At 42.7% G+C, this 23,787-nt stretch carries 22 protein-coding genes; 10 read left to right on the top strand and 12 right to left on the bottom strand.

Annotated elements, in window-relative coordinates:
* Positions 1–80: 80 nt before the first annotated feature.
* The gene (locus LP107_RS11605; RefSeq protein WP_078275358.1) at positions 81–782 is read right to left on the bottom strand and encodes an IS1 family transposase; all 702 of its coding nucleotides are present in this window, start codon (positions 780–782) and stop codon (positions 81–83) included.
* A 409-nt stretch (positions 783–1,191) separates the two neighbouring features.
* On the opposite strand from LP107_RS11605, the gene LP107_RS11600 reads away from it, so the two are divergent.
* The 4 genes from LP107_RS11600 (at position 1,192) to LP107_RS11590 (ending at position 2,867) form a co-directional block, all read left to right on the top strand.
* Positions 1,192–1,398 carry a hypothetical protein gene (locus LP107_RS11600; protein WP_078275437.1) on the top strand — a complete coding sequence of 69 codons (207 nt, stop codon included), beginning with the start codon at positions 1,192–1,194 and terminating at the stop codon, positions 1,396–1,398.
* 406 nt (positions 1,399–1,804) lie between these two features.
* Positions 1,805–2,134, top strand: a complete 330-nt coding sequence (locus tag LP107_RS14350; protein WP_112742594.1) for an IS630 transposase-related protein — start codon at positions 1,805–1,807, stop codon at positions 2,132–2,134.
* On the top strand, positions 2,115–2,549 hold the full coding sequence (locus tag LP107_RS14345) for a transposase (RefSeq protein ID WP_338044504.1): 435 nt from the start codon (positions 2,115–2,117) through the stop codon (positions 2,547–2,549). Before LP107_RS14350 ends, LP107_RS14345 begins: the two co-directional genes overlap by 20 nt.
* Before the next feature lie 150 nt (positions 2,550–2,699).
* A complete protein-coding gene (locus LP107_RS11590; RefSeq protein WP_162860430.1) occupies positions 2,700–2,867 on the top strand; it encodes a hypothetical protein in 168 nt (55 codons plus the stop codon).
* A 221-nt stretch (positions 2,868–3,088) separates the two neighbouring features.
* Here the strand turns inward: LP107_RS11590 and LP107_RS11585 are convergent, their stop codons facing one another.
* Positions 3,089–4,936: a calcium-binding protein gene (locus LP107_RS11585; RefSeq protein ID WP_078273802.1), complete on the bottom strand. Its 1,848-nt coding sequence runs from the start codon at positions 4,934–4,936 to the stop codon at positions 3,089–3,091.
* A 641-nt stretch (positions 4,937–5,577) separates the two neighbouring features.
* On the opposite strand from LP107_RS11585, the gene rho reads away from it, so the two are divergent.
* From rho to uvrC, 3 genes are all read left to right on the top strand, one after another.
* Positions 5,578–6,834 (top strand): transcription termination factor Rho, encoded by a 1,257-nt coding sequence (gene rho / locus LP107_RS11580; RefSeq protein ID WP_112742592.1) that lies wholly within the window; start codon positions 5,578–5,580, stop codon positions 6,832–6,834.
* 391 nt (positions 6,835–7,225) lie between these two features.
* A complete protein-coding gene (locus tag LP107_RS11575; protein WP_078273804.1) occupies positions 7,226–7,630 on the top strand; it encodes a hypothetical protein in 405 nt (134 codons plus the stop codon).
* Positions 7,631–7,763: 133 nt separating this feature from the next.
* Positions 7,764–9,590, top strand: coding sequence for an excinuclease ABC subunit UvrC (gene uvrC, locus LP107_RS11570; RefSeq protein ID WP_264676096.1), 1,827 nt, complete (start codon positions 7,764–7,766; stop codon positions 9,588–9,590).
* 139 nt (positions 9,591–9,729) lie between these two features.
* Here the strand turns inward: uvrC and LP107_RS11565 are convergent, their stop codons facing one another.
* Positions 9,730–11,187 (bottom strand): anion permease, encoded by a 1,458-nt coding sequence (locus LP107_RS11565; RefSeq protein ID WP_264676097.1) that lies wholly within the window; start codon positions 11,185–11,187, stop codon positions 9,730–9,732.
* A 595-nt stretch (positions 11,188–11,782) separates the two neighbouring features.
* Between LP107_RS11565 and LP107_RS11560 the strand changes: the two genes are divergently transcribed.
* Positions 11,783–12,190: an alpha/beta fold hydrolase domain-containing protein gene (locus tag LP107_RS11560; protein ID WP_078273807.1), complete on the top strand. Its 408-nt coding sequence runs from the start codon at positions 11,783–11,785 to the stop codon at positions 12,188–12,190.
* A gap of 292 nt (positions 12,191–12,482) precedes the next feature.
* Here LP107_RS11560 and LP107_RS11555 read toward each other — a convergent pair whose 3' ends face one another.
* Together LP107_RS11555 and LP107_RS11550 are read right to left on the bottom strand one after the other, a co-directional pair.
* Positions 12,483–13,199, bottom strand: a complete 717-nt coding sequence (locus LP107_RS11555; RefSeq protein WP_078273808.1) for a pantothenate kinase — start codon at positions 13,197–13,199, stop codon at positions 12,483–12,485.
* Positions 13,200–13,372: 173 nt separating this feature from the next.
* A complete protein-coding gene (locus LP107_RS11550; protein WP_264676098.1) occupies positions 13,373–14,215 on the bottom strand; it encodes a biotin--[acetyl-CoA-carboxylase] ligase in 843 nt (280 codons plus the stop codon).
* 78 nt (positions 14,216–14,293) lie between these two features.
* On the opposite strand from LP107_RS11550, the gene LP107_RS11545 reads away from it, so the two are divergent.
* Positions 14,294–15,103: a sulfite exporter TauE/SafE family protein gene (locus LP107_RS11545; protein ID WP_078273810.1), complete on the top strand. Its 810-nt coding sequence runs from the start codon at positions 14,294–14,296 to the stop codon at positions 15,101–15,103.
* A gap of 25 nt (positions 15,104–15,128) precedes the next feature.
* On the opposite strand, the gene LP107_RS11540 is transcribed toward LP107_RS11545, so the two are convergent.
* The 5 genes from LP107_RS11540 to LP107_RS11520 are packed head-to-tail and all read right to left on the bottom strand — an operon-like array spanning position 15,129 to position 18,837.
* Complete coding sequence (locus LP107_RS11540) at positions 15,129–15,677, bottom strand: restriction endonuclease subunit S (RefSeq protein WP_158079630.1); 549 nt, start codon at positions 15,675–15,677, stop codon at positions 15,129–15,131.
* Between the two features lie 11 nt (positions 15,678–15,688).
* Entirely contained in the window at positions 15,689–16,516 is an 828-nt protein-coding gene (locus LP107_RS11535) for a restriction endonuclease subunit S (RefSeq protein ID WP_143821664.1), read from the bottom strand.
* Positions 16,413–16,790 (bottom strand): hypothetical protein, encoded by a 378-nt coding sequence (locus LP107_RS11530; RefSeq protein WP_112742588.1) that lies wholly within the window; start codon positions 16,788–16,790, stop codon positions 16,413–16,415. Before LP107_RS11530 ends, LP107_RS11535 begins: the two co-directional genes overlap by 104 nt.
* An 11-nt stretch (positions 16,791–16,801) precedes the next feature.
* Positions 16,802–17,332, bottom strand: a complete 531-nt coding sequence (locus LP107_RS11525) for an HsdM family class I SAM-dependent methyltransferase (RefSeq protein ID WP_264676099.1) — start codon at positions 17,330–17,332, stop codon at positions 16,802–16,804.
* 38 nt (positions 17,333–17,370) lie between these two features.
* A complete protein-coding gene (locus tag LP107_RS11520) occupies positions 17,371–18,837 on the bottom strand; it encodes an N-6 DNA methylase (protein WP_264676100.1) in 1,467 nt (488 codons plus the stop codon).
* A gap of 127 nt (positions 18,838–18,964) precedes the next feature.
* Between LP107_RS11520 and LP107_RS11515 the strand changes: the two genes are divergently transcribed.
* Positions 18,965–22,723 carry an AAA family ATPase gene (locus tag LP107_RS11515; RefSeq protein WP_112742842.1) on the top strand — a complete coding sequence of 1,253 codons (3,759 nt, stop codon included), beginning with the start codon at positions 18,965–18,967 and terminating at the stop codon, positions 22,721–22,723.
* Positions 22,724–23,058: 335 nt separating this feature from the next.
* Here the strand turns inward: LP107_RS11515 and LP107_RS11510 are convergent, their stop codons facing one another.
* Together LP107_RS11510 and LP107_RS11505 are read right to left on the bottom strand one after the other, a co-directional pair.
* Complete coding sequence (locus LP107_RS11510) at positions 23,059–23,478, bottom strand: S24 family peptidase (RefSeq protein WP_112741841.1); 420 nt, start codon at positions 23,476–23,478, stop codon at positions 23,059–23,061.
* Positions 23,475–23,762: an ORF6C domain-containing protein gene (locus LP107_RS11505; RefSeq protein WP_078274962.1), complete on the bottom strand. Its 288-nt coding sequence runs from the start codon at positions 23,760–23,762 to the stop codon at positions 23,475–23,477. The genes LP107_RS11510 and LP107_RS11505 overlap by 4 nt, the downstream gene beginning before the upstream one ends.
* Positions 23,763–23,787 lie beyond the last annotated feature (25 nt).

Here is a 23,787-nt window from a genome sequence, read left to right as displayed (position 1 = left end):
TGGGGTATTTTCTAAATGAAAATCGCGTTAAAAAGATAGGCGTGTCCTAATTTTTTTTCGGCTCTGGTCTAAAAAGTATGCTAAACCCAACCATAGTTAATATAATGAAACACCAACTCAAATGCTTTGAAATGGTTTTCTAGCTTTTTAGAAAAACAGCAAGTTCTCCTAAATGCTCGCCTGACGAAGGTTCTCAGTCTGGTGTTATTGCCTTCAATACCCACAGTAAAGCGTTTACCAACTTGTTTTAAAGAGTGCTTAAAGGCAGTTAAAAAGCTATCCCAATCATCACAAGCAATTTTGTTGAAAGTAATGCCTAGTTGGGTAAGTTGTATTTTGAGTTTTTTGGCAGTAGCAAGGTTTCGTTTGCCCCACACAAAAGCAACAATCTCACCTGTGCCTTTGTCATAAGCATAGATGAGCCAAACTTTGTTTTTCTTGTTACCAACATAAGTCCAAAACTCATCCACTTCTAAGGTGTCGTAATGTTGTTGTTTGGGTTTGATTTTGTGGTTGCTGTTTGTGAGTACACTTAGCACCTTTGCTTTGCTCACTTGTTCAATTACCACAATATCTGCAATGCTACACCCACGAGCAAGCATTAAGCGTATTTTGTTGTCTATGTGCGAATAACAGCCCTTGTAGCTTAGTTCTGACTGTTGGACAAACTGTCTGTGGCAATTTTTACAAAAATAATTTTGTTTGCCATAGCTTTTTACGCCATTTTTCTTTATACTATGACATAGGCAACTTGGGCAAGTAATGGTAATTGTCGTCTTCATAACCGTAAATTACCACTGTTTGGTTAAGTTGTCTTTTTAGTTTTTGTTACAGCATACTTTTTGAACCACTGCCTTTTTTTTAAATAGACCTTTGATATGAGCTGGAGCACACAGCACTAGCACAATATGCCTGTTACCAACCTTGCAAATAATCAGGGGTTGATGTGGTAAATGGCTTAAATCAAGAAAAAAATTTGCTATGAACAGCAAGAATGCCAAGAAAAAGCCATTGGTAATATTATGGGTATTTTTGATGATTTTCACAAAAGTGGCGATACATCCAGCACATTATCTACGCATTATGCCATCGACAACTATCAGGTTTCCATTAATGATGATGAAATATCGATGTCGTGATGGGAGCTGACACAGGCAAATTTTTACCTTTATTAAGGCATTAAGGCGATTCTTGAGCCAAGCCAAGCATTTTGGCGACAAGAAGCCCATCATCTTAACCCCTACCACGCCCATTCGTGAAGGTAGAAAAATCAATCTCGAAGACACCAAAGATTACTTTATTAAAGGTCTTTACAATGATGCTCATGGCAAGAAAATTGCGTCTGTGTCTATGAAATTGGCAATATTTCTGTCATTAATGATTTCATCAAATCTGTAAATTTGTCCGCTCTGGTCATGACACTCAGCTTGTTTGACAAAGGTGGTAATGTTTTCAATCGCCCGTTGGAGAGACATTCACGTGCCTGATTTGTTTTTTGCTCATCAAGATGTGCCAAAACCCTACCTAGAATGCCTCAAACGACTCAATCTGATTTTTGCCATGGATAAACCACACTGTTTTGAAGGCAGGGCATTAGACTTTTTTCCAAACCTGGATTTTTGTGGATTTTTAAAAAAATTTAACGCTAGTATTTATAAGAGTTTCTGCTTAGTCTACAAGCAGATCTATTTAAAAAATATTTCGAAGGTTTTGATAATTTTTTCTTGCGTTTTGAGAAGACTTTTCCGAAAAAAGACAGCTTACTACTGCCCAATGTGGCTTATATGCTAGACAGCTTATTTGCATGTTAGTAGAGTTTGGTCAAAAAGATGGTGGCCTGCACTCAAAATATAACCAACAAACCTTGAAACAACACCAATTATCACCATATCTCCATCACCATCCACCAATCACTACTTATATGGCTTATTCACTAGAAATCAGACAAAAATCCTTGGCTTATTATGACAAATGCAAGAACATTGACCTTGTTATAGAAGCTTTTGGTGTATCAAGACACACCGTGTTTCGTTGGAGACGACAACTTAAAGAAACAGGCATTTGTCTTGTAAAAAACCAAAAACCTGATTGCTCCACTCATCTACAACAATACAATGACAAGTGCTTTGTTTGAAACGTGGTTTGAACAAATGCTACTGCCTTGTCTTAACAATCACACCAAACAAACAGGCAAGCCTTGTATCATCATCTTAGACAATGCAAGATTTCACAGAATGAAACACTTGCAAGCGCTTATCAATAACATACCATACAAACACATCATCTTACCACTACCACCTTACTCACCCAAGCTAAATCCAATAGAGCAAACTTGGGCAACGATTAAGAGATGGCTTAGAAGTCATTTGTCAGAGTTTGATACAATCGAAGAAGGTTTGAAGTGTTATTTTGGGGTTTGGTGGGTGTATCATCGAAAATACAGATATGCTGTTCAATGGCAAATCTATCAAAAAAATCAACAAAGATGCGGTGGTTTTGGTGGATGGCACCGGCACCCTAGAAAAATTGGGTTATTCCATCTCTGGTGACTCCCTAAGGGTTTCATGAAAATCGTGCAGGAGAGAGTATTGAGGTCAATACAGAACAACATAACGCCAAAAAAGATGTAGCTGAAAGCAACAAAAACAGTTACCTGATATTGGTCATAAGGTTTTTGATAACATACCTGCACCCCGATATTGATGCTACATGAAGAGAATTGTCAGATTGCCTTTCCTAAAGAGCATGCCAATGCGATAAGCTGTATTTATTACATGATATTTAAAGCGGGTATTGATGAGCCAACAAAAGTGCCGATTGACATTATTGATGACTGTATGTACAAAATTATTGACGCCACAAAGTAAGTAAAGATATGCTATTGAATGTCTTAAAGATGACTGGGTTTATATCGATGATTGGGTGACAAGCCTTGATGTTGTTTACAAAACCAAAAAGATAAAGTGCTGATTGTTTTTTAATAAAACTGGTGGGTGAGTTTGCCTCAAAAGTGCAAGCCGTTTGTCACAACCACACCCCAAAAGTTGTGTGTCACTTTTGGGGTGCGCTTACCAGTTGATAATTTAGCTTATGCCCCTGATATGCTGGCATGAGCCAAGACGTCATCAACGTTGGTGTTATTGATGATGATGTACAAATCAGTGGCTCTGATGTGAACATCGTTGCCAATATGATGGGTGGCTTGACTAAGCTCATTTATGTTGGCAAAAACATTGTCAAAGATGACCTTGTCATGGTCGCCAATATAGCTATTAAAGTCACGAATGATGTTCAAGCCAGTACTTTCTTGGTTAAATGCAAAAATGTCATCGCCGATACCACCAAACAGTATGTTGTTGCCTTTGCCACCATACAGATAGTCATTGCCTTCACCGCCATACAGATGGTCGTTGCCATCATTGCCAAATAGGCGGTCGTCGCCTATTCCGCCGTGTAACAGACCATTGACGCCGTTTAGTGCGTACAGAACGTCATTGCCTTCTCTGGCAAAGATGATGTCGCCTGTCAAGACATCATCTGACTGGCTGCCTTCAAGATGGTCTTGATAGTCGATGTTTGTATTGCGACTTTTGATGAGATAGCGGTTGGAGACAAGACCTTCTGAGCTGATGTCATAAGGACGAATCTGGGTATAGGATTCGTTATTAAAGCCAATTTTTTCAACATTTTCAAGGTGTTTGATGCCTGTACCGTCTTTGGCGTGCATAAATACTGTGTCATCAGACAGTCGATAGGCATGCCAATCTTGGCTTTTGCCTTGTAAGATGACAGTATCAACGCCTGCACCGCCATCCACACGGTCTGCACCTTGTGCCAGTACGATGCGGTCATTGCCATCTTTGGCATCGATGTAGTCACCCTGTTTGCTACTTTGTATAAGGTTGTTGTGGTTTGAGCCAATGATGAAACTACCAACTTTGTCCGCTTGATGGCTTTTGTCCTTGACCCACATGCTAAGACGTTCGGCGGCATTTAGCTGATCGATGATGATGCGGCTGTCTCTGTGGGTAAACTCATAAAAAGATGAGTTGGTAATACGTTCTAAAGTATCTTGACCCAATGCACCTGTATGTGCTGCCCAGCCTTGGGCAGTATTGATAAGTGACATGACAAAGGGGTTGTTGACATCCCACAAAGCCGAGGCATACGCGCCTGTCACCAATACCACATTGTCAATACTGCTGTCAAAATCATTGTCTATGTTGGACAATGCAGGACCGCCACCAGCGATGGCATCAGCAACACTGGTGTGAGAGCCTGTGATGCGAAAGACGGCATCATTTTCATAACCCATGTTCAAAATAACATCAGGATTGTCGTAGATGACAGGACTGGCATGACCGATGTATATTGCGTCGTTAAAAAATCCATCAGTCAATGATTCACGGTGTTTTGCCATGATATTGGTGTAGCCCCCACCTAGACTGTAACCTGTAACCAACACGTCTTTGCCCGATAGGTCGTGGGCGGTGGCATAGTCTTTGATGGCTTGCAAAAGTGGCTGCATGTTAGGGGCAATCTTACCTTCGTTGAGATGAAAATAATCCGCCACATCAAGCAAATCATTGGTGCCAGCCCAGCTGATGCCAAGGCGAGTGGGCTTGCCAGTATCATCAAATTCACCAACCAACATAACCTGTGGTCCTGAACCATTAATCGGACGGTCACCGGTGATGGTACTTACAAAAGTGTAGTAACCATAGATGTCCACAGCACTGTTCGGTAAGTTGAGTTCGGCTGGCGTGAGTGAACGCCAGCCATCGGGTAAGGTTAGGGCAGCATTAATGCCTTTTAGGCCATCGGGTATAAGTTTGGCGAAACTGGCGACATTAGCATGCTGAGCCAGCTTACTGGTGGTGTGCATAAGTTCGGTGGATTGGTCGCTGTCAAAATGACGAAAGTCAAACATTGCCATAATAATTCCTTGTGTGGTTAATGATGAATAGAAGTTAATCGTATTCTCAATATAACCAAAAAAATACAAAATAACAAGTAAAAAAAGACGTACTTTTAAATTTTGGCGATAAAGGTGTGTGTTGGGGTATATCTACTGTTGATGAGGTTTTTTATAAGGCGTGGTTAATTTCATGATTTGGTAGTAGTCTAAAAAGTATGCTGAACTAGGTTTTCCGTTCTTCCTGAGCCTGCCTGCGGGTAGGAAAACCGTTATGGTTTGACAAGCTCGCCACGAACGGTTTTCTTTGTAGCATACTTTTTGAACCAGAGCCCATGATTTTAATTACGGTGTGTCTGATGGAGGATTCAAGGCTCTTATTTCTCTTAATAAAGTGAGCAACCCCCCTTGCTCTCAACCTGTTTTTTAGGCAGATATTTTTATTGTAAATGCCGAAATCGATTATGTCCTAGTCATACGTCAACGACTAGCCTTTGGCATATCAAAAAATCACCCCCAAGCCCTTGACATTCAGGCAAAGAGCAGTTATTATGAGTGGCTGATTTATCCTTTCATATTTTTACCGCCCTCGTCAGTCCTTGACTTTTTCTTGGCGGAGTTCATTTTGTTTTCACTTCTACACATCTTATCTAGATCATCTCATGAATTTGACCGAACTAAAACGCAAGCCTGTCAGTGAGTTGCTATACATTGCTGAGCAAATGGGGCTTGAAAACATGGCTCGTAGCCGTAAACAAGACATCATTTTTGCCGTTCTAAAAACCCACGCCAAAAACGGCGAGCCGATTTATGGCGATGGCGTATTGGAGATTTTGCCAGATGGTTTTGGCTTTTTGCGTTCATCAGAAGGTTCATATTTGGCAGGGCCTGACGACATTTATGTCAGCCCAAGCCAAATCCGCCGTTTTAACCTGCAAACAGGTGATTCTATCGCAGGGCAAATCAGACCGCCCAAAGATGGCGAGCGGTATTTTGCTCTATTAAAGGTCAGTGAGATTAACTTTGATACGCCCGACCGTTCACGCCATAAGCTCATCTTTGAGAACCTAACACCGCTTTTCCCCACCCAGCAGTTACGTCTAGAAGTGGGCAACGGCACGACCGAAGACTTGACAGGGCGTGTGATTGACCTCATTGCTCCGATTGGTAAGGGTCAGCGTTCCATCATCGTCGCCCCACCCAAGGCAGGTAAGACGGTACTACTACAAAACATCGCCCAAGCCATCTCAAAAAACCACCCCGAGTGTTATCTTATCGTTCTGCTCATTGACGAACGCCCCGAAGAAGTTACCGAAATGCAGCGTACTGTGCGTGGCGAAGTGGTCGCATCGACCTTTGATGAGCCACCTGCTCGCCATATCCAAGTGGCTGAGATGGTCATCGAAAAAGCCAAACGCCTTGTTGAGCACAAACAAGACGTGGTCATCCTACTAGATAGTATTACACGCCTAGCCCGTGCTTATAACACAGTCATTCCATCAAGCGGCAAGGTGCTGACAGGGGGTGTGGATGCCAATGCGTTGGAGCGTCCAAAACGCTTTTTTGGAGCGGCTCGTAATGTCGAAGAAGGTGGCAGTTTGACCATTATATCCACCGCCCTGACCGACACAGGCTCGAAGATGGACAGCGTGATTTTTGAAGAATTTAAAGGCACAGGCAACCAAGAGATTACCTTGGAGCGAGAGCTTGCCGAACGCCGTATTTTCCCTGCCATTAACATCAAAAAATCATCAACCCGCCGTGAAGAACGTCTCATCGATGAAGAAATGCTTCGTAAAGTGTGGGTGCTTCGCAAACTGTTACAGCCGATGGATGATTATCAGGCGACCGAATTTTTACTTGACCGCCTAAAAGACGCCAAAACTAACGATGAATTTTTTAATAACATGACCAAATAAAGTCATGAATTATTAAGAAGAATGATAAATCATTTAATATTGGCAAGCTGTCATTATTAAAAAATGACTAAAATATAATCATTCTTAGAGTATTTGCTCAGTATGTTTAAAAATAGGTGTTATTAAAATTTTTGAAAAATAATCAGTTTAAGAAAATTTTACGTCATTTTAATGACAAAAATCAAAAATAGCTTTCTGTAGAAATGTTTTGTTACAGATTGATTGCATTTATTACTAAAAATCATTTGTTATTGCCGAATGATGTTTATATAATAGTACAAGAAATATAGGGGTAAATATTCTGCGATGATAATCTTTGTTAAAAACAGAGATTAAACATGGCAGTTTTTTTGCCTTAATTCTATGTTCATCCTAAGATTTGGAGAAAATCATGAAAAAGTTAATCCTAGCTACCTTAATCGGTTCATTGGCTCTTACCGCTTGCTCAAAGCCAGCGGAAGAAGCACCAGAAGCTGCTGCTGCTGCCCAAGAAGCAGCGAACGAAGCACAAGCCGCCGCAAACGCTGCTCCTGCTGATGCTGCTGCACAACAAGCTGCTGACACTGCCCAAGCTGCTGCTGACACTGCTGCTACTGCTGCTGCTGACGCTCAATCTGCTGACAAGACTGTTGCTGAGCAAGCTGAAGCGACTGCTGAAAACGCACAAGACGCTGCCGAAGAAGCTGCCGACGCTGCCAAAGACGCAGCTGACGGTGCTGCCGCTGCCGCAGGTACTGAAACTGTAACCAACGAAAACCCTGCTGTTGCTACTGTTCCTGCAACCGAAACTAAGTAATTCATTAAGTTTTCTTATTGAGTTAAAAGAGCCATATTTTTGTGGCTCTTTTTTTATTTGCCTATTGCTAGGGGCGGGCTTGCAAAAGCAAAAATTTACCTTATAAAGTAGTGAAAAATATCTCGTTTTTACCATGAATCAAGCCTATTCCGACCATCTTACCCAGCTCCTAAAAAACCTGCCCAATCTGCCTGGTGTCTATAAAATGCTCGGCAAGTCGGGCGAGATTTTGTACGTTGGAAAAGCCAAATCCCTAAAAAGCAGGGTGAACAGCTATTTTGCCAAGACCATTGACCACCCGAAAACAGTCGCCCTAGTCGCTCGCATTTGTGATATTGAGATTATTATCACACGGAGCGAGAGCGAGGCTCTGCTTCTTGAGCAAAATCTCATCAAACAGCACCGTCCGCCTTATAATATTATCCTAAGGGACGACAAATCTTATCTGTATCTGTTCATCTCAAAGGACAAATTCCCACGCCTTGCGGTGGGGCGGGGCAAGGGCAATCATGCCGAAGGTCGCTATTTTGGGCCCTATCCGTCCGCCAATAGTGCCAAAGAAGCGGTGCTACTTTTGCAAAAGCTTTTTATGCTACGAAACTGCACCAATAGCGTATTTGCCAATGCCAAACGCCCCTGCCTAGAACACCAAATCAAACGCTGTACCGCTCCGTGTGTGGGGCTGATTAGTCAGACGGATTATGATGACAATGTGGGACAAGCGTTAGATTTTTTGAATGGTAAAACAGGCGAATTGCAAGCCATGCTTGCCCAAAAAATGCACGAATCTGCCGAGAATATGTACTTTGAGCAAGCCGTTTTTTACCGAGACCGCCTTGCCATGCTCTCTGACATCACCGCCCGTCAAGCGGTGTATCGGGTGGGCGATGACAGCAGTGCCGATGTGTTTGCCATTGCCGACAAAAACGGGCTGACGGTCGTCCATGTGCTGACCGTGCGTGGTGGTAAGGTGCTGGGCGGTAAGAGTTATTTTCCTGATGATGTGGGGGTGTTTGATACGCCTGCCGAGCGGCTCGAACGGTTTTTGTTGTCGTTTTATTTGGAGGTGAGCGATGATTTGCCCAAAGAGATTATCATCAATGAGATGGTAGATGACAAAGACACGGTTGCCGAGCTGCTCCATGATGAATTTGGCAAAAAATGCCTGATAAAAGACAGAGTACAAAAGCACCGCCGAGAGTGGCAGGAGCTGGCGATTTTGAATGCTCATAATGCCTTGACCGCCAAGTTGTCTGATTTTAATGAATTAAATGAGCGGTTTGTCGCCATGCAACAGGTGCTAGGAGCGGTGTCAGATAAGGCAATTAACCGCATTGAGTGCTTTGACATCAGTCATACCATGGGCGAGCTGGCGGTGGGGTCGTGCGTGGTGTTTGACAGTCGGGGGGCGAGAAAGCGGGATTATCGCCAGTACGCCATTCATGACGTGGTCGGGGGCGATGATTATGGAGCGATGAGACAGGTGCTGACAAGGCGGTATGCCAAGCACCCCTTGCCTGATTTGCTATTGATAGACGGTGGAAAAGGGCAGTTAAATATCGCCAAAGAAGTCTTAACCGAGCTTGATAAATTGGACGACACGCTACTCATCAGCGTGGCAAAGGGAGAGGGGCGAAAGGCGGGGCTTGAAGTGCTACACTTTTTGGGGCATGAGCCAATAGATTTGCCAATGGATTCTAAGGCGTTGCACCTTATCATGCACATACGAGACGAAGCTCACCGCTTTGCCATTACCGCTCACCGCAAAAAACGAGACAAGGCTCGTGGGGCAAGCGTGCTGGAAGTCATTCCCAATCTGGGGGCAAAACGTAGGCGAGACCTATTGGCTCATTTTGGCGGTATTCAACAGCTCCTTGGTGCGTCCGAAAGTGAGATTGCCAGCATCAAGGGTATTGGCAAGGTGCTGGCAGGGACGATTTATAAAAGTTTGCATGGGTGAATGGCGTGTCTTTTGGGCGGTAAAAATAAAGACAAATCCAATTTGCCCTTATTTTTGGGTGTTGTTTGGTCAAGGGTTAATCAAGTTTTATTAAGATGCCTTACATCGTCATGTTGTAAATCTTAACTCATGATGCCTATCAATAATACCCAAGCACTTTCCACCAAATGAGCCCCACGCCAATCCATGTCACAAGATTGACCACGCTCATGACCGCCCCGACTTTCCACCATTGCCCAAGCGAGACATAACCCGCCCCAAAGATGACAGGAGCTGTACCTGTGGCGTAGTGCGTGAGCGCCATCATCAGACTGCTTGACGCCGCCAAAATCAAGGCGTAGAGCATGGGCGGAGCCCCAAGAGCCAGCCCCACGCCATAAAACGCCCCAAACATTGCCGTGATGTGAGCGGTTGTACTGGCAAAAAAGTAATGGGTGTACAGATACACAAGTGTCAAAATCGCCATTGCACCGACCCAGCCAAGTTCCATGCCCGCAATGGCAGTCTCAATCTGACCTGAAAACCATGCAATCAGCCCAAGTTTGTTCAGATAAGTCGCCATCATAATCAATACGCCAAACCACACAAGCGTATCCCAAGCCGACTTTTCTTTTAAAATATCATCCCATGTCAGCACGCCTGTCAAAATGACGACCGACAAGCCCAAAAACGCCACCGCTGTCGCATCCACCGCCAACGCATCGCCAAACAGCATGGCAGGCACATTTGCCCATAGTAGGAGCATACCACTAAATACGCCAAGCATGATTTTTTCATCACGGCTTAATTTACCAAGCTCGGCAAGTTTTTGACGAGTAAAGTCTTTGACATCAGGCGTTTGGGTAATCTCAGGCTTGGCAAGAACGTAGATGATAAGGGGCATAAGTAGAATACACGCAAGCCCCGGCAGGAGCATGGCGACCGCCCACGTTGTCCACGACATATGAATCTCGTTGCCTGTGGCTTTGCCAACCAGCTCCACTACCAAAGGGTTTGGGGCGGTGGCAGTGATGAACATGGCGGAGGTGATTGGGTTGGATTGGTAGTTTACCAGTGATAAATACTCGCCCATTTTTTTGGTGGTGCCGTCATCAGGCTTTGAGCCGAAACTCTCGGCGATAGAGCGAGTAATGGGATAGATAATCGCCCCGCCCCGAGCGGTATTTGATGGGGTAATGGGGGCAAGCAAGGTCTCAGCGATTGCCAGTGAATAGCCAATGCCGAGCGTTTTTTTGCCAAAAAAGCCGATAACATTATAAGCAATCCTCGCCCCTAGCCCTGTTTTGACAAGCCCTCGTGAGATGATGACCGCCACAGCGATGAGCCAGATAAGCGGACTTGAAAAGCTAGATAACGCATCTTTCATCGCATCTTTGGGCGTGTCGGCGGTTACGCCCGTCAAGGCAACAAGGGTAGTGGCGATGATAGAAATCGCCCCAATGGGCAATGCCTTACCAATAATCGCAACAATCGTCCCAACAAACAACGCAAGGAGGTGCCATGCGTTCGGCTCAACGCCTTGTGGCATGGGAATACCAAACCAAATGATGAGGGTAACAAGCACGGCAATGACCGCAGAAACGGGCTTAAATGGCATATGTTCACCTTTTTATTATCGTAAGATGTTAAAAATAAAACCTTGCCAATTTCCCTATTGGGTAAAATATCCTTATAAATTTTAAGGATTTAAAATGAAATAAAAAATCATCATCCGATTATTGATAAAATGCAACAAATATCAAACTTTTATCAGCATGATTTTTTGATTTGATTATAACAGAATTATTGGCATAAACCCACAAAATATGTGGGGTTATTTAAGGAATGTTTTGATAAATTCATCAGATAAAATGATAAAAATAACCAAAAAGTGGTATAATTGCTCAATTTATGGTTAATTTTTCATAAATATATCAGTAAAATTTATTATTTGGGGTATTTGATTGTAAAACAGAAAAGTTGTGGCATTAGAATGCTGTGTTGTGATAAATGTTTTTTCCAAATTTAAAGACATCTTTTCCAAAAATCATTATTCTTTTATCAATTTTAAAATTTTATAATAGGGCGTGCCTGCCTTTTGTATTTGCCATGAAAAATGCCTGTTTAAAACAGCAGGGGAATCGCCCGTTTTTCATGCAAAAACGATTGGTTTATTTCTAAAATATTTCTATATTGTAAATAGTGCTATAGATGTGAATGGCGTTATTTTGGTGGTGGGTGTTTTGCGTTATAACACCATGAATTTTGGGCATTTGCCACGCCCAGAACCTGCGGGCAGTTTTGTGGACGGCTCGGTGTCTTTGACCACACTTAACATTCCGTTTGAAGGGGCTGGCTTGTCGGTGGCTGGCGACCCATTGATGCTTGACAAATTTTCGGTGTCTTTACCCAACAGCTTTAAAGAAGGTGTTAAATATTTAAAAGACAATGACGACGAATTTGTTACCCCCAAAGATGCCCTTGATTTTTATAATGAGACCAACTCGGTGGATAAAAGTTTGATTTTGTATCCAAACTTTGGGCATTTGCTCATGCTGGAAAATGGCGGACAAAAAATCAATGACGATGTGGCACAATGGATTGGCGAGCGAGTGAAATAAATTAGATAAAAGAAAACACCGTTTGCATGTTCACTTTGGTTGGTTTTGTTTTTTGAGTAGTCTCAAAATCTCCTTTCATGCCCACTTAGACTTATCCCAAACATTTGTTTGTATCATGGCTAAACTGGATCAGACTTTTGCAACTGATTGCTTGGAGATGCTTTTGTGTGAGTTGTTCAGTGGCTTTTGAGCATGGTCTAAACGGTATATTTTTGGGATTGCAGGGGGCTGTAGACTGAGGTTTGGCAAAATAGCATGCTAAGGGGCGGATTGTATTCCGTTGTGTTTTGAGTTAAGCAAAATACCGCTTTAACCCCTCAAGCAATAGCTCTTTCTCCACATTCAGGGCGTTCTCAAATTGAACGTTTATCATATCCGCACCGCCCCCTGTGAGTGTAATCTCAAAATCAGGATAATCGGCACGCACCGCACGCACCGCTCCAACCACACCAAACAGCACGCCATGATTGACCGCATCAAAGGTCGTCCGCCCAAGCTCGGTGCGGTCAAACCGCCCAGCCTTGACCGCAATCTGCTGAGTGCCTGCATACAGGGCGTGGCGTTGCATATAGACGTTGGGCAGGATATATCCGCCCAAATGTGTGCCGTGTTCTATCAAATCAATCGTCAATGCCGTGCCACAGCCGACCACGCATTGTTTTTTGGTGTTATCCACCACACCAAGCATTTGTAGCCATCTGTCCACGCCAAGCTGATTGGGGTCATAATGGCTTGTCAAAAGGGGGTGATTGGCATTGACTTTGGCAAATTCAAACGGCACGGCAAAGCCTTGCAAGGTCTTGTCAATGGCGGTGTTAATTTTATTGCCAAGTACGCTAGAAATCCCCACAAATTCAGGCTCAAAGCTCGCCAATGTGCCAAGCAGTCCAAATAGTAACTCATTGGGGGCTTTTAGGTGTTCTTTTGCGTCATGGGCGATAATGGTGTCGTTATCGACTATCCAATATTTTAGGCGGGTATTGCCCAAATCTAGCCAAAGTTTTTTCATAATTTTCCTTAATAAAATGGGTTTTGGTATTTATATAAATTTTAAAAATTCTCATATTGTGGGGATAATTTTTTTAAAAATCTCAATTTAAATGCTAATTTTTAATACCGATTTTAATACCGATTTTTAATAAAGGGCAAATTGCAATTTTCCCCTACAATTTATTTAAAAACCTAATTCACAATTTTTGCCATACCTGCAAATATCGGCTTAATATCGCCATTGTCATTTAATAACAATTCGCCTTGATTACCAATGCCGATACATCTGCCTTTGGCATAAATATCCGTCATATTATTTTGCATAAAAATATGAATAAGTTTATCGGTCAAAAGATGATTGGCGTTAAATTTATCAATAAAATCTTGTAGATACATGGGTTCTTTACAATCATTGCAAATTTCTATTGCTTGAAAGATTGAATTTGCTATTGGGATATATAAATCTTGGGCGGTTGTTTTTATGTCGGATAATTCTTTTAAACACGTCGCTTGATAAAGACCGTCTTTTATCACAGGCGAATTATTGACATTTAACCCCACGCCAGTTACCACACCCACAAGCGTATTTTTATCCAATTTTTTAAAAACAGGTTCAATTAAAATGCCAGAGAGTTTTTTAAAAAATCCTGCCTTATCATCATAAAAGCCCACGTCATTTGCCCATTTTACGCCAATGGGAGGTAGGTTATTTTCGGTGCGAATTTGATTAATGGTTTGAATGATTTTTAATTGAGCAAGTTGATAGCCTACCGCCAATGACAATAAGCCCGATAATTGATGTAACTCAAATTGCCCCTGACCAATCGGAACATATAAAGACAAAAAAACATTGTCCGCACCGCTGACCCACGTCCGCCCATGCTGTCCACGCCCTGCCGTTTGGTGGTTTGCCGTGTATAGGTGGGGGGCGGTGTGTGTGTGTGTGTCGTCTGTAATGGCGTGGATAAGCTGGGTGTTGGTGCTGCCTGTCGTGTCAAAATGGGTGTGGGGCGTGGCGGTCAAAAAATTTGGCATGGGGCGGTTTTTGGTTGTTTCAAATGAATAAAAATAAGCTATAATACCATAAATTTGGTAAATGTGAGAGTATGTAACATGATGTATCTGTGGTTTGTGGTCGCAGGAGCGTTTGCGGGCGTGTGTGCAGGGCTGTTTGGCGTGGGCGGTGGTCTTATCATCGTGCCTGCACTTGTGTGGATTTTGGGGGCGTATGGCTTTCCGAGCGAGTTTATCCCCCATGTGTCGGTGGGGACGGCTTTGGCGACTATCATCATTACGTCTATCAGCTCTTTGACGGCTCACAACAAAAAAGGCGGGGTACGTTGGGACGTGTTTAAGAATCTAACCTATGGCTTGGTGGTCGGTTCGCTGTTTGGGGCGTGGGTGGCAACGCTTATCAAGGGGGATTATTTGCAAGGTCTGATTGGTGTGTTTGCCATTGCCATGTCCATACAGATGTTCATGAAAAAGGCAGACGAGAATATCAAGCCCCTGCCCAAGCCGATGAGTCAGAGCGTGGCGGGCGGTGTGATTGGTATGGCTTCGGCGATTTTTGGGATTGGCGGTGGTAGTCTAAATGTGCCGTATCTTACCCACGCAGGTCTACCCATGAAACAAGCGGTCGGGACTTCGGCAGCGTGCGGTCTGCCCATTGCCATTGCAGGGGCGCTTGGATTTATGATATTTGGGCGAAGTCATGTGGCAAACATGAGTGAGCCTGTGGCAGGACTGCTTGGCTTTGTACATTTGCCTGCCTTTGTTGCCATTAGTGTGGCGAGCTTTATTACCGCCAAACTTGGAGCAAAAATCGCCCACAAACTGCCAGCAGGCACACTCAAAAAAGCCTTTGCCTGTTTGCTGATTGTGGTGGGTTGTCAATTGGTGTGGAGTGGGGTGGTGGGGTAGGTGGCTACCCCCCCCATTTTTGTCTTTATAGGTATTTTGCTAATATTGCCTCTTTCTTTCTTTGGCTTTCATTTATAACTTTTGTATGAATTTCAATTTTTTGTTCGTAGAGTTCGGCTTTTGCGATTATTTTTTGCATTTCATCATATGACTGTAAGACTGGTATTTTAAATGATAATAAGGTTTTTTGAGTTAATTGGTTAATAGAAACAGTTGATGATATTTTTTCTATTTGTTCTGCATAGTGTTTGCTTTGCGTCCATAGGTAAATCCATTTGCTAAATTTATTACTACGACAAATTGCCATAAATGCCCCAAATGTCATCGGTTCATTTAGGGTATCTAAATAAGCAGATTTACCTAATAATTTTTTGCTTCCATTTCTAACGCAAATTAAAACATCTTTATTTTTAACAAAATACTTGTCGTTAATATTTAGCTTTACTCGTACTTGGTCATTAAAATCTAATTTTCCATTTTTAATATTTGATGAACGTAGCACGAGAATGCCATTATCATTTATATGTTCAGGTTTATAATTTAGTCCGATATATGATTGACAAATGTCTCCCAAATTAACCAGATTTAACCCCCCCCCCCCTGCGTTTTGTAAACAATCTCTAATTCATTAAAAATATCCGCAATTTTTTGGCGATAAGTTTCTATTGCCATACGGCTATTTTCATATTCATCATCAATCTTTTGGCATTCATCAATAATTTGTTGTTGAATACTTGGGGGCGGTAAGGGAATTTTAAAGTTTTTAATATCATCAGGATAGACATGGGGTTGTGCCGAGCCACGAGCCAAATCAAATAATGCCTGTTGCATACTTTGTAAATAAACAAATATATATTTGGTTGCCAATTCAGTTTTGCCACGAATGGTTGTACAATCTGATGCAAATATCTTTTCTTTCCAAAAATTAACAAAACCTGCATTTGCACCAGAAGCACTAATGGTTATGGTGTTTTCATCACGATTATATTCATTATGCGTATAGGCAAAATCTTTACCGCCAGCAACAACTTTGTAATTGCCCGATATGGCATTTTTTGCAGTAATCGATTTGCCTTTTCTGATTTCGCTTGGAAAATCAACTAATTTTATAAGCGGATATTTACTATTAATCTCAATTCTCTTTTGAATGATGGTACGAATGGATTTATTAAAACCAATCAATCCAAAATCAAGCATATCTACAGTATTAACCATATACGCATATTCGCCATAAGTGTCAGCAATCGCAATATCTTTTCGTTCAAACATTTGACGGATATAATGAGCCAATGTGTTTTCGGCAAAACGATTATCGTGGTTGTATAGCTTCCCCCCCTGCTTTGATGATTTGAATGCCTTCTGCCCCTTTACGATTGCTCCAATCATAGCCCAAAAATTCTTTTTGTTTGGCATTTTCGCTTGGGGCATTGATAATAAGGGTTTTCTGATTGTCCGTTAGGGCAAAAAAGGTAATTTTTTCTTTTTCTAATAATTCAAATTCTATTAAGAATTTTTTGGTAATGATTGCATTTTTTTCATCATTAGATAGGTTTTTTTGGGTTTTATCCAAACCAATTTTTGGTAATAAAGATTGGCGATGTAGGACGATATATTCGTTGTCAATGGTTGTTAATTCGTCCCATGTCAATGTTTTTAGGCGAAATTTATCATAAATATCAACAGGCACATCTATCTTATTTAAATAGCGTTGATAAACATTTTTATCATTCCAATATTTAATTCTGCTTTATTAAATATGGCTCGGGCATGATATTTGGCAAAATTTATTTGTTTTGGTGGATACTTCATTTTTTCCAAAAATAAAATTACCGTATTAGTGCCTGTTGCTCCAAATGTTTTACTGCCTAAATTGACAATAGCATGAATAAAAAACTCTTGCAATAATAATTCTCTTGCACCTGTATAGCTTGTGCTATCATTGCTCAAAATACTAGACGGCAGAATAACTGCACCAATACCGCCTGATTTTAATAATTGGGCAATGCGTTCGCAGAATAAAACTTCTATTTCTCCGCCATTATTGGTAATTAAATTTAATAAAGATAATTGGTTGTTTTTTAGTTTTAGATGAGATTTAAAAGCCGAAACAGAATAGGGTGGATTGGCAACCAAAATGTCAAATTGTTCATTTTGTATGCCTTTGCCAATATCATTATCTAAGCCGTCCCCAAAAATAATATTACTGTCGCCAGCACCATTCATAAACATGGATACTTGCGAAACACGAGCCAAACGATAGTCTTTTTCTATGCCAAAATACTATCACGAACCCAATCATTATTTGAATTGGGTTTGGCGTTATTAATGGCTTCTATGGCTTCTGTTAGAAAATGCCCAGAGCCACACGCATAGTCAATCACTTTTGGGTATTTATCATCACTTTTGTTAATGATATTTTGTAGTGGTAAGCTATCCCAAATAAAACGAGTGATTGGACTTGGGGTAAAAAACTGTCCTTCGTTTTGCTTAAAACCTTTATTTAATAATTGTTCAAATAAATCGCCCAAAAATTGATGTTTTGATAGATAAACAATGCGGTATTTCTCAAAAAGCTGTACCATTTCTACCAATATTTTGCCGTTTTGTAAAAATAGAGCTTCGTTATGTACGTCTTTAAAAGAAAAATCGTTATGGGTATAAAACTTTAATTTGCGAATGGTGTGTTTTAATTCATCAATGGCGTGAATTCTATCGCCACCTTGATAGCGTGAAAAAATGTCTTGGGCATATTCATTGGGAATATAAAAGATTTCTTCTTTCATAAACCTATCCATGCCTTCCGTATAAAGTCGTTGCAATCTGTCTTGTAGGGTTTCAAACGTGTCTTGACCAACTTTATATTGAAATTCTACTTCGCTGTTTTCGTCTTTTTGAATTTCATCAACCAATTTACAAATAAATAAAGCAATTAAGCGATTAAAGGCATTTTCTTTATCGGATACAGCATTATGACGTAATATTTCTTCAAATTGATTGATGATTTTGTCATCGGGATTAAAATCTTGCAAATCTTTTTTGCGAAGTGGTTTAATGCCAATATGATAAGCGGTGGTTTCATCGCCAAAAAATAGTTCTTGGTGTAATTGTCCAAGATAGGTTTCTTGCCAAATCTCGTGCAATTTTTGTTTGTTATGGGCATTGTTATAAAGTCCAATGCTTTCATCTGTTTGGAAAAGAAGTTTTAGGTTTTCGTCATCGCTACATTTGATGATGTCATTTTTATAAATCAATTCATCATCAATAATATCAGATGCGTATAAACCAAGCCATTTTACAGAGCGGTCTTGTTGCCAATAACTAAATAATTGACCGCCGTCATCTTTGAGTATTTTTAGGGCTTTATTGTATTCTGTGCCATAAGTTTTGCATTCAATAATCATCAATAAGTCATCATTATGATAAACGCAAATATCAGCCCGTCCGCTTTTTTGGCTATGACCTAATGACCAGCGTTTTTCTAATTCTATATCACAGGCTTGATAACCTTTTTCTAATAAGCGATGAACACATTCAAAAACCACGAAATTCTCATTACTGCTAAAATTACACGTTTGTTTTTCATTGATTTTTAAGTTTTTGGGATAAATCAATGTTTTGTTGTCAAAATCCACTTGTAAAAGAGTGGTTTCGTTAAATGTTTTTGTCCAAATATTTCCATGCTGGTTAAAGTTTAAAAGAACAAGTAGGTCTGGCAGGGTTTGTGCGGTAATCATGTCAGTGTCAAAAGTTTAAAAATGGCTATTTTACAATAAAAATAGGGCAAATGGTATGGATTTTGGTTTAATAAAAAGGTACTTTTTGCTAAAATACACCCCTTTTCCATACCCAATCCCAATCATCATGCGTCTAAAATCCCTAAAACTATCAGGCTTTAAATCCTTTGCCAATCCCACGACTTTTACCTTTAAGCACGACATTACCGCCATTGTTGGGCCAAACGGCTGTGGCAAGTCCAACGTGATTGATGCCATACGCTGGGTACTGGGTGAGACGAGTGCCAAACAGCTGCGTGGCGGGGCGATGAGCGATGTCATCTTTGCAGGGGTAGAAGGGCGAGCGGGTAAATCTCTGGCGAGCGTGGAACTGACCTTTGAGCATACCCAAGATGAGAGTACAGGCATTCGCCATGCTCTAAACCTATACCATGAGCTGACCCTACGCCGTCAAGTGACTAAAGAGGGCAAGTCTGATTATTACATCAATGGGCAAAAGGTACGTCGCCGTGATGTGGTGGACGTGTTTTTGGGGACGGGGCTTGGGGCGAGAAGTTATGCGGTGATTGAGCAGGGCATGATAGGGCGGATTGTTGATTCTAGCCCCATGCAACTGCGTGAGTTCATCGAAGAGGCGGCGGGTGTGTCACGCTATCAGGCACGCCGAGCCGAGACCGAAAAACAGTTAAATGAAACCAAGGATAATCTGGCACGACTTAATGACTTGCAAGGCGAGCTTAAAAAACAGCACAAAACACTCATCCGTCAAGCCGAGTCCGCCAAAAAATACCAAGCCCTAAATGATGAGTTGTTTGAGCTGAATAAAAACGACTTATTAAAACGCATTTTTGAGGCGTGGCAATACCTAGAAGCTAAAAAACAAGACAAAGACAAATCCGCCCAAATCCTGCACGAGCTAGAACAAGCGGTGGGTAAAGCCAAAAAAGAGCTGGACGTCTATTCAGCCAAACTTGCCGAAGCAAACTGGCTCAAAGATGACGCACGGGACAACTACCATAACGCCCGCATGAAAGAGCAGACGGCAGAGCATAACTATTATAGCCTAAACCAAGAGATTGCCAGTTGTGAAGACAAAATCGCCCGCCTAACCGAGCTCAAAGCCCAGTCAGAGGCGAGCATTGTGGAGAACCAACAAAGCATTGATGAGATTGACAAGGAGCTTGGGCAAATCAGCCCTGATGTAACCGAGGGGGCGTTAAAACTGACCGCCTTACAAGATGAGCTGACCCAAGCCCAAGGGGCGTTTAACACTGCCAAACAGCAAGTGAGCAAGCTTACCCAAAAAAAGAACGACCTAGAAAACACGCACAAACTGGCGACATCGCAAAAAAACCGCCTACTCACAAGCCACGAGCGAGTCACCAAAAAATACCAAGAACTCATCAATAAGCACGAGAACAAAGAGCAAAACCACGACAAAGAGCAGGATGAGATAAAGTCGCTGACGAGCCACATCGCCACGCTAAATCTTGCCATAGATGAGCTGTCCGATGACGACGACAGGCAGGTGTTTGATGAAAAAAGTCAGCAGGTCAAAGCATTGCAAGTTGAGCTGTCTGCATTAGAAAAACGCCATGCGTCCATGATGGGCGAGTATGACACCCTACACAAACTGGTGCATAAACCCAAACACGCCCCGTCCGCCCATGATGACGGCACGGATGATGATATAGACAACAGTGGGGCTGACACCAAAAGCTGTGTGGATGGTATCGCTCTGCCCCAACTAGACTCATTAAAAGACAGCATTAAGCTAACCTGTGATGGCGAAAAATATGCCGATGTTCTGGATAAATTTTTGGGCTTTTGGCTGGATGCTCGGGTGCTAGATGGTGAGCGTGATTTTTCTTTGTTGCCACTCATCAATCATCTGCCCACAGCCATGGACGGTGGTAAGCACAGCCATGATGATAAAAAGGATAAGAAAAAAGACGGCAAAAAAGCCAAGCACAAAGGCGAGACTTCGGGGCTGTCTGCTCATGAACGCTTGCCGAGTATGGTGCTTTATACCGCACCTAATTTTAGGCAAAGTAGTGATAAACTCATTCCGCTCACTGCCTTGATAAAATCGCCCACGCTGGCACTGTGGCAGGGCGTGTATCTGCTGGATGTCGATACCCAAACGCTTGATGAAAAGGGGTTTGATAAACTGGTCACGGCATGGGCGGATGAGCTTGCCCAAGGCGTGCTGATTTTGACGAAGACAGGATGGATTATTGGCTCTTTTGGGGTCGTGCATGTCTCTGCTTTGGGGCAGAGCGGACAGGGGCAGGGCGTGCTTAGCGAGCGAGCCGAACACGCCAAACGCTTAGATGAGCTAGAAGAGAAACTGGGACAGATAGAGAGTGAGTTAGATGATAAACAGCGGTCGTTAAAGGCGATGATGAGCGAGCTGGATGTCCTAAGAGTGGCACAAGAAGAACGCCATGCCAAGCACAGCGAGCTGACCCACAGCCTACACGAGAGCAAGGCAAAACTGGTCAAACTAGAACATCAGATAAGTCAAGATAAGCTGATATGGGAGAATTTTAACAGCCAAAAGATAAGCCTTAGCGATGAACTCTCCGAGCTAGATGGCGAGCTTAGGCTCATGGATGATGAGATTGGGCGTAGCATGACGGCACTAGATGAGCATTTGCCCGTATTGCAGGTCACCCAAAACACCCTAAATGTGCTGTCGGTAAGCGTGGATGAGCTGTCAGGCAAGCTCAAGCAGATGACCCAAGACAGACAGGAGCTGACACTCAAACAGACCACACTCACCCAAAACAAAGCCCACGCCACAAGGCTATTAGAGTTATCGCATGAGAACGTAGCAAAGGCGGATGCTGAGACCAAGGAGCTTATTGCTCAGAGCGTGGCGATGAGTGAGCGACTGCCTGTGTTAGAAGATGCCTTTAAGCAGGCAAAAGCTGAGACCGCCGAGCTAAAAGTGCAAAGCGAAGAGCATGAAGCGGTGGCAAAAACGCTGGTCATCATGCAGGGCAGGCTACAAGAGAATCTGACCGATGCCCATGCTAAGTTCGCTGCTGCACAGGCGAGCATTGCCAATGCTCATGCTGATGTGGCGGTGGGGGAGAGCCGTTTGGCGGATTTGGGCGAGCAGATGCTTGGCATGAATGAGCAGTTTAACCTGCCGTCCACGTTGGCGGATTTTCGAGCGAGTACGCCTGTATTTGCCGATAACAGCTCTCGCATTGAGCAGATTAAGGCGGACATTGAGAAGCTAGGGGCGGTCAATCTGGCGGCGGCGGCGGAGCTTGCCGAGTTAGAAGAGCGAGTCTCGCCCCTAGATGAGCAGGTGGCAGACATCACAGACAGCATGAAAAAACTCCAAGACGCCATTCGTGCCATTGATGACAAGACCAAACAGCTGTTTTTGGGCATGTTAAAAGCGGTCAATGATGAGATGAATGCGTTGTTTGCCAAAGTGTTTGGCGGTGGGCAGGCAAGCCTAACACTCATCGATGATGAGAGCTTGCCCAAGGCGGACAAATGGCGAGCAGGACTCGTGCTAATGGCACAGCCCAAAGGCAAAAAAAACTCACGCCTTGCCGTGCTGTCAGGGGGCGAGAAAACACTGACCGCCCTAAGTCTGATTTTTGCGATTTTCAAACAGCACCCTGCTCCGTTTTGTGTGCTTGATGAAGTCGATGCCCCTTTAGATGATGCGAACGTGGGGCGGTTTACGAGTCTGATTCATGAGTTGTCAGACAGCGTGCAGTTTGTCTTTATCAGTCATAACAAGCTTGCCATGCAAGCGGCACATGAGTTAAAGGGCATTACCATGCCTACGGCGGGTATTTCTAGTTTGGTAACGGTCAATTTAGAAGAAGCGGAGAAATATCTAGAACCCCGTGAATGATAAAAGAGTGTTTGGATGAGTGCGGGGGTGCTTGTTATTTCGGTGTGTATTATGGGGGACTGATTAAACCTGCATAGACCAGACCAGAGAGCAGACCAAGCCCGAGCCATTGATACATCTAAGCTGTGGGCGGTTGGGCGGTCAAGAATATGCACGAAACAAAATGATAAAAAATGAGAGAAATTGATAGAAAAATGATAAAAAAACCTGCATAAATGATGGGAGTTTGATAGGTATTTAAATAGCGTTTAAAACCGTTTAAAAGCCCATCAAAACACTTCAAACCAAAGCGACCCTGCAAGTGTAGTGGTCGCTTTTTTATGCGTGAGTGGTAGCTAGTGGGGTAAGTCGTAGCTGATGTGGACGACTTGCCCATAGACTTCAATGTCGGAGCTGTCTAGGTCGGCTTTTGATAGGTCTATGGGGTCGTAAATGGTGTTGTCGCTGATGAGCCGTAGCCCTGTCGGTAGCCACTGGGTGCGTTTGACATACAACTGCTCGCCGATGCGTATCACATAGATACGACCGTCTTTGGCGGTGTTTTTTGATTTGTCAATTAAGACAGTAGCGTTTTCTGGTATTGTGGGGAACATACTGTCGCCGTCTGTGTTAATGGCGACAAGCTGGCTTGCTGTAAGGCTTGTGCGGTTAATCCACTCTTTGCGAAAAGCCAAAAAGTCATCTGTGCCAATCACGCCATCGCTAAACTTACCGCCCCCTGCACTGGCAATAACCCCTTTAAAATAAAAGCTCATTGTGTGTTTGGTATCATACCTTGCAAAAATGACAATACTTCATCGTAGTTGTCTTTCTTTATGCTGTGGTAATTGGAAACACCACAATGCTCAACCAACGCCAACCAAATATCCATAATCGTTTTTTGGGGATTGTTCAAATGCACTTCATTAACAAGTTTTTCTAGTGTGTCTTTTTGTTCTTGCGACAAGCATTCTTTTCTGTATCTCTCCACCTCGTAAGAAAAAAGAAAAATTGGCTCTTCTGTGGGGTCTTCTAGAAGTGTTGGTTTGTGGTTAATCATAACGATTTCCTTATTTGCTAGTTTA

Source organism: Moraxella bovis, assembly GCF_025985205.1.
In the GTDB taxonomy this organism is placed as follows: Bacteria; Pseudomonadota; Gammaproteobacteria; order Pseudomonadales; family Moraxellaceae; genus Moraxella; species Moraxella bovis.
This window is presented reverse-complemented; position numbering and strand designations above follow the sequence as displayed.

Coding starts and splice junctions, on each gene's coding strand:
- LP107_RS11535 (WP_143821664.1), bottom strand. CDS start 16,516: ATGCCAAACAAAAAGAATTTTTGGGCTATGATTGGAGCAATCGTAAAG.
- LP107_RS11585 (WP_078273802.1), bottom strand. CDS start 4,936: ATGGCAATGTTTGACTTTCGTCATTTTGACAGCGACCAATCCACCGAA.
- LP107_RS11565 (WP_264676097.1), bottom strand. CDS start 11,187: ATGCCATTTAAGCCCGTTTCTGCGGTCATTGCCGTGCTTGTTACCCTC.
- rho (WP_112742592.1), top strand. CDS start 5,578: ATGAATTTGACCGAACTAAAACGCAAGCCTGTCAGTGAGTTGCTATAC.
- LP107_RS11510 (WP_112741841.1), bottom strand. CDS start 23,478: ATGAGCTTTTATTTTAAAGGGGTTATTGCCAGTGCAGGGGGCGGTAAG.
- LP107_RS11505 (WP_078274962.1), bottom strand. CDS start 23,762: ATGATTAACCACAAACCAACACTTCTAGAAGACCCCACAGAAGAGCCA.
- LP107_RS11525 (WP_264676099.1), bottom strand. CDS start 17,332: ATGTTTATGAATGGTGCTGGCGACAGTAATATTATTTTTGGGGACGGC.
- LP107_RS11575 (WP_078273804.1), top strand. CDS start 7,226: ATGAAAAAGTTAATCCTAGCTACCTTAATCGGTTCATTGGCTCTTACC.
- LP107_RS11550 (WP_264676098.1), bottom strand. CDS start 14,215: ATGCCAAATTTTTTGACCGCCACGCCCCACACCCATTTTGACACGACA.
- LP107_RS11555 (WP_078273808.1), bottom strand. CDS start 13,199: ATGAAAAAACTTTGGCTAGATTTGGGCAATACCCGCCTAAAATATTGG.
- uvrC (WP_264676096.1), top strand. CDS start 7,764: ATGAATCAAGCCTATTCCGACCATCTTACCCAGCTCCTAAAAAACCTG.
- LP107_RS14350 (WP_112742594.1), top strand. CDS start 1,805: ATGTTAGTAGAGTTTGGTCAAAAAGATGGTGGCCTGCACTCAAAATAT.
- LP107_RS11605 (WP_078275358.1), bottom strand. CDS start 782: ATGAAGACGACAATTACCATTACTTGCCCAAGTTGCCTATGTCATAGT.
- LP107_RS11515 (WP_112742842.1), top strand. CDS start 18,965: ATGCGTCTAAAATCCCTAAAACTATCAGGCTTTAAATCCTTTGCCAAT.
- LP107_RS11545 (WP_078273810.1), top strand. CDS start 14,294: ATGATGTATCTGTGGTTTGTGGTCGCAGGAGCGTTTGCGGGCGTGTGT.
- LP107_RS14345 (WP_338044504.1), top strand. CDS start 2,115: ATGACAAGTGCTTTGTTTGAAACGTGGTTTGAACAAATGCTACTGCCT.
- LP107_RS11520 (WP_264676100.1), bottom strand. CDS start 18,837: ATGATTACCGCACAAACCCTGCCAGACCTACTTGTTCTTTTAAACTTT.